Raw genomic sequence first — 5,813 nt, 5'->3', positions numbered from 1 at the left:
CCGTGTACCGCGCGAGGCGGAGCGGAAAGCCCTACGCCGTCAAGCTGGTGGCCCTCCACCCTCGAGGTGACCGGGAAGCCGCCGCGCTGCGCCTGGTGCGGCACCCCAACGTGGTGACCTTCCACGGCTATGGCCTCTGGCCCGAGGAGGAGCCGCGCTTCCTGGTGCTGGCCCTGGAGCTCATCGAGGGCCTCACGCTCGACGCCTGGGCGGCCCGGGAGAACCCCTCCGCGCTCGAGCTGGTGATGCGGGTGTTGTTACCCCTGGCGCTCACCCTGGCGGATGTGCATGCCTCGGGCGTGGTGCACCGGGACATCAAGGAGGCCAACATCCTCGTGCGCGAGCCGGACGGGCAACCGGTGCTGGTGGACTTCGGCGCGGCGGGCCTCAAGGAGGGAGCGCTCCGGCTGACGATGAGGCTACCGCCAGGCACCGCCGAGTACCGCAGCCCCGAGGTGTTGCGCTTCGCGAAGCAGTGGGAGGGCGAGCACTACCCCTTCTCCCCGGCAGATGACCTGTGGGCCATGGGCGTCGTCATCTACGGGCTGTTGACGCGCACGCTCCCCTTCGGAGACCGGAACAACCCCGGGTTGAATCGGGCCATCCTCGAGGAGACGCCGCCGGCCCCGAATGAGCTCAACCCGCGTGTGCCCCAGGTCTTGAGCGACGTGTGCATGGGGTTGCTGGAGAAGAAGCTCGAGGACCGCTACCCGGACGCGAAGGCACTCGCGGAGGACCTGCTGGAGCAGTGCACCCAGGCGGACGACTCCTGGCGCACACCGATGTTTCCGAGAAGCGGCCAGGACAAGAGCGCCCCATCCCCCGTTCCGGTGGAGCCCGGACGCAACGTCCCCCGGTGGTGGTGGGCTGCCTGCGGGCTCGGACTCACAGCGGCCCTGGTCCTCCTGTTGTGCGCGCCTCACGGTGGCACCCCACGCACAGCGTCGTCTGCTTCCCCAGCGACGTCTCCGGGCACATCTGGCCGAGAAGTCGTGGCCCGAAGCACGAAGGCGGAAGCTGCGCCCGTCGCCACCGCGACGAATAGCGAGGAGCCCAAGATGAAGAAGACGATCCGCACCCTGGTTGCCGCCGGCTGCGTTGCCAGCGCTGGCTGCGTGAGCACGCCGAAACCGCGCCCCCTGCCCCCTCCAGCCAAGTGCCCACCTGGCGCGGCCGAGACACACAAGCGCTTCGGCATGTATCCCAAAGCCATTCTCGGTGTGATGTTTACTTCCACCAACGAGCGCCCCCGGTATGAGCCTGTGCGCGATGGGCAAAAGGTTCGCGCCGAGGTCCTCGGTTCATGGCAGGAACTCCCCGAGAAGACCCTCATCGACGGGCAGTTCCACCTGAGGGATGCGCGTGTCTACGGCCGCTTCACCGCCGCCCACCTCCCCAGTGGTGAGACCGTGCCCGTGTGCATGGAATTGATGACGATCGGTGAGCCGATGAGGGGACAGGAAGTAGGGCCCGGCAGCACGTCCACCCAGGCGTTCGTCATGTCCTCCGTGAGCCTCCAGGCCGTAGAGCGCTTCGAGTAGAGAGCGCGACTCCAGAGGTAGCCTCCCATGCTCCCAGCATCCTCCTCTGTCCTGGTACTGGTTCTTCTGCAAGCCCCCACTGAACCAGTGCCCCCCGCCATCGACTGCACCGGCGTGCAACGCCACGACTTATCGCTCGCACCCGCAGCGGGTGTCGAGGTGTGCGTCAGTCCAGGGCTCTCGACGAGCTTCCGCTTCGACGCACCGGCTGAAGTGGACGTGCAGGACGACGTGCGTTTCGAGCAATTGCTCCGGGCCCGTCAACTCCTCACGCTGGTGCCACCTCCGGACATGACTCCAGGGGAGCGAATACGTCTCACGGTACGCTTCGAAGAAGGCCCGGCCCGACAGAGCGCCACGTTCGTGCTGGTGGGGCACCGCGGGCGCGCGGCCCAGCAGGTCGAGGTGTACCACGACAGACGGACCCGGGAGTCCTACATTCAGGAGATAGAGCAGGAGCGCGCGAAGAGCCAGCAACTCAGCGAAGAAGTCCAGCGACTGCGGGCACTGCTCGAGCAGTCCAGCGGACTGATGGGCCTCTTGCGTTCCTCGACATTGGGAAAGGAGGGCATCCCAGCGCAGCAATCCAGCACGCTCCTGGGTGAGCAGCACTCGGACGACGCACTGTTGCTCACGCGAGTCGTCACCTACCGCTCCAACAACAGCGTGGCGGTGGAGCTGTGGCTCAAGAACTCCGGCGTAGAGCCATGGAGCGTGGCCGGAGCGTCCTTGGTGAACACCGCGGGCGAGAGGCTGGAGGGGGTGCGCGTCGGGCAGGTCGGCCCCATCCCGCCTGGGGAGACCCTGCGCGTGTTCGTCGAAGCAGACGCGGCAAGTGGAATTCCACGCGGGGAGGTGACGCTCCGTCTGTGGAGCGAGGATGGTCGCGTCATCACCCTCCCCCAGGTGACGTTCCCATAGCCCTGGCCCCGCGGCTCAGCCCTCTCTCCCCGACACCTCGTCGAGAAAACGTCTCCACCAACGCCGAGCCTCGAGCTCGGTGAGGCGCAGCGACGTGTACCGGGGCTGCTCGACAGGCGCCGTTCGCGGCAGGAAGAGCGGCTCGAGCCAGGGCTCCAGCACCCGGGCAAGCTCGCGGTACGAGGAAAGGGTCATCCCGGAGGTCGGCGCTCCCGCCTCCGGCCGCTCCCCCACGGAGACAACGACACGCTCCGGGTCGAGCTCCACCACGGTGGTCTCGGCGGAATGAAGCCGGGAACGCAGACCCACGGCACCTCCGAGCTGAGCAAGCACAGGCGGACCCAGGAAATTGAGCCAGTGGACGCCATCCACCCGGAGACCCACCTGCTCTTCATGACGCCAGGCAGCACGGAGATCGATGCCGGGGTAGCGCAGAGCTTCGGCGCGAAAGGCGTCGTCCGAGAGCCGAAGGCCTCGGTAGAGGTGAAGCGCCAGGCCCGCGTGCCCGGAGGCGAAGAGCAGCGGGGAGGCCATGTCGAGGGCCAACTGGCGCACACAGGCGGGCCCGTGCTCCTCGAGGTACTCCAAGGGAAGCGTCGCGGTGAGCACGCTCACGAACGTTTGCTGGGGAGCAGGCCGCCACGGAATGCGAGCCTTGTACTCGAGCTCGTAGCCATTCCGGCCGTCAGGGCCTCCCGTGAAGAGAAGACCCCGCTCGAAGCCTCGCTTCTCGATCTGGACCTGCTCTGTTTCACTGTAGTCCTCGGGAAAGGACCAGGGCTTCGTATTTCCCAGGAGCCCGCGCGATAGACGCCACTGCTCCTCCGTCAATCGCGAGCCTTCGTGATGGTTGTAATGGACGAACTGGATGGCCCCAGGCCGCTCACCCACCGCGCGCATGTAGACGTCCATGGCATGGCTCACCCCGAGGGAGAGCTCGGGGTGGTCATGCGGCATGTAGAAGGCGATGCGGAACACCTCGCGCGCAAGCAACTGCCGGCGCTGGCGCGGTAGCGCTCCACCCCGGAGCATCCAGGAATCTGGCGGAACACCGCGAAGGCGAAGGCGTGGGTAGTCCTTCGGCATCAACTACCCCCCAAGCGGATTGAGCCCATCCGGTGTCACGAGCACGACCTGGCAACTCTTGGAGAGGTACTTGTAGCCTTCCAATTGAGCCTCCACCCCGGGGGAGTTCATGGGGTCCAGGCGGTGTCTCTCGTAGCAGGGGAATTTGAACTCGTAGACACACTGCACATGGGTCGCGTTCCGGGTGGCATGCACCACGACGTCGGGCCTGAGGGACCCGGCCTTGTTGTTCGTGAGAACGGCACCGTTGATCTGGGCATCCCCCTTGTAGCGAGGCTCGACGGAGAAGTTGTCACGAAGCGTCTCGGGGAGACGTTGCTTGATGCAGGCAAAGGCAGCCGCGTGCTTCAGGATCCCAAGTTGCTGGGAGAGCTTGAGGGGATTGCCCTTCTCATCGACCCCCACCAACCGGTCACACTCGGCGTCGTTCGGGAATCTTCCATTCTTGAATTTGAAGCCCCCCTCGCGCTGGTAGGCCGCGTTGACGTCGGCATGAGCCTGGGCGACGCATTCCTTGAAGACGGTCTGGACTTCTTCCAATTCCGTTTCGGTCAAGAGCCGCTCGAAGGTGAGGAGACCCTGGGCCGCCTCAACAGTCTGGACGACCTTCTCCACCACCGGACCGAGCCGGGTGGCTGCTGGTGCGAGAATTTCCCCGGTGCTGGCATTGACCGGGGCGGCGCAGGCCGCGCCACAGGACTGGTTGAATCGCGCGCGCCCGCCGGTGAGCTGCCAGCCCCAAGAGGGCTGGGGCTGAAAGGAGAAGCCGTGCGGACTCCGCGGTGCGGTGGAGCAGGAGAGGCAAAGGAACACGGTGGCCGGGACAGTGAGCAGAAGCAACGAGGCCGACCGGGCCCGCCTCGAAGGTAGGCCAAGCTGTAGAGAAGACACGGCGCACTCCGCAGGTGGGGTGTGACGACGAGAGTATCCTGGCCTGCTCCGGTGCGCCGTGGGGAAAGTTGCGTCTACCGTCCCAGGACTCCCGCCAGCACCTCGACGCCGCGCAGCACCACCTCGGGCGGCGAGCACGTGAAGCACAGCCGGATGTGGTGCGGAAACGGTCCGAAGCTGGGCCCCGGGGACACCAGCAGGTTGCGCTCGACGCACCGCTCCAGGAACCCGGGCAGGCCCTTGTCGTCCAGGTGCGCGGAGACATCCACGAAGAGGAAGGTGCTGCCCTGGGGAGGCGGAACCCCCAGGCGCGCGACCGCCTTCCTCCCCGTGTCGAGGTAGCGCGCGGAGGCCATGGCCACCCAGGCGTCCCCCGGCCCCCGCAGCACGCGCTCCCCGGCCAGCTGCGCGGCGGTGGGCGCACTGTAGAACCTGTGCGGGCCGTGAGGACCCAATTACCAGAAAAGGACCGTCCCGCAAACCCCCTCCCGGACTGCTCTTTGCGGATGCCCTCCAGGGCTTCTGGCTGGCCCGCTGAGCTTCGTTCCGCTCTCCCTGCTTTCCCTCGGTCCCCGACTCCCGCCGCTCCCACGGCTTTCTACGGGCTCTCACGCGGATGGGCTGGGGTGGGGGTTGCCCGGAATGTCCTGGGAAGGCTGGGGGGCACGGGGGGAACCTTCTGCCCCGAGGGGGCACGTTAGGCCCCGCGAAAATCACCATCGAAATTCTGGAGGGGGGCCTATGGGCGTGGATAGGCGGGCGGAACTAGCGGCGAGACTCCAGCGGACGGAGTGGGCACGACGGGAAGCACAGAGGGACCTTCTTGATGGGTCGGAGGGGGCCCGGATCCGCTACCTAACTGCCTGGGTGGAGCACGCGGAAGCAGAGCGAGATGCCGTGGGGGTGCGCATGGAGCAACCGAAACCGGTTCCTTCCAGGCCCTCCAGGTGCCCCGCTAGGCCGCTTTCGGGGCCTTAGGAGCCGTCCGGAAATTAAGTAACCAAGACATCTTGGGGAACCAACTGGAGAGCCAATCTCAACTGGAAATGTTATTTCCGGACGCCTCCTTATCCGGCGGCACGGGCGGCACGGACCCCGCACGGACGTTCAGCTCCTGGATACCCTGCATAGTATATGTGACGACCTAGTAGGGGGGCATGTCGCCCTCCTAATACTACAGTGGGACTTTGGCGCGAGGGTCTCTGCGTCGGTAATGGCAGCGTTTGGCGATGGCCTGATGGCGGCGGCGCCAGCGGCTCCAGTGCAGGACGAAGTCCAAGGCCGGCCGCACCACCCAAGCGATGTTCAGCAGCAGGCGCCGGAGTTCCTGGATGGAGAAGCGGACGAGTCCAGGCCCTGGCGCCGACGAAACCG

At 66.4% G+C, this 5,813-nt stretch carries 5 protein-coding genes and 1 pseudogene; 2 read left to right on the top strand and 4 right to left on the bottom strand.

Translation table 11 applies throughout. From position 1 onward, the window contains the following. On the top strand, positions 1 to 1,541 hold a 1,541-nt coding region (locus tag AC16DP_RS27515; protein WP_483956887.1), incomplete at its 5' end, for a serine/threonine protein kinase. Positions 1,542 to 1,568: 27 nt separating this feature from the next. Then, entirely contained in the window at positions 1,569 to 2,462 is an 894-nt protein-coding gene (locus AC16DP_RS27510) for a DUF2381 family protein (RefSeq protein ID WP_329731384.1), read from the top strand. Positions 2,463 to 2,477: 15 nt separating this feature from the next. Here AC16DP_RS27510 and AC16DP_RS27505 read toward each other — a convergent pair whose 3' ends face one another. The 4 genes and pseudogenes from AC16DP_RS27505 to AC16DP_RS27490 form a co-directional block, all read right to left on the bottom strand. After that, a complete protein-coding gene (locus AC16DP_RS27505) occupies positions 2,478 to 3,494 on the bottom strand; it encodes a type VI immunity family protein (protein WP_329731383.1) in 1,017 nt (338 codons plus the stop codon). Between the two features lie 57 nt (positions 3,495 to 3,551). Then, positions 3,552 to 4,388 (bottom strand): hypothetical protein, encoded by an 837-nt coding sequence (locus AC16DP_RS27500; RefSeq protein WP_329731382.1) that lies wholly within the window; start codon positions 4,386 to 4,388, stop codon positions 3,552 to 3,554. Positions 4,389 to 4,513: 125 nt separating this feature from the next. Continuing rightward, entirely contained in the window at positions 4,514 to 4,828 is a 315-nt protein-coding gene (locus AC16DP_RS27495; RefSeq protein ID WP_329731381.1) for a pyridoxal phosphate-dependent aminotransferase family protein, read from the bottom strand. 785 nt (positions 4,829 to 5,613) lie between these two features. Continuing rightward, a pseudogene (locus AC16DP_RS27490) lies at positions 5,614 to 5,813 on the bottom strand (hypothetical protein); the annotation flags it as partial.

The organism is Archangium sp. (genome assembly GCF_057119385.1).
This window is presented reverse-complemented; position numbering and strand designations above follow the sequence as displayed.

Excerpts from the sequence above, each read along its gene's own strand:
- AC16DP_RS27510 (WP_329731384.1), top strand. The coding sequence starts at position 1,569 with ATGCTCCCAGCATCCTCCTCTGTCCTGGTACTGGTTCTTCTGCAAGCC.
- AC16DP_RS27505 (WP_329731383.1), bottom strand. The coding sequence starts at position 3,494 with ATGCTCCGGGGTGGAGCGCTACCGCGCCAGCGCCGGCAGTTGCTTGCG.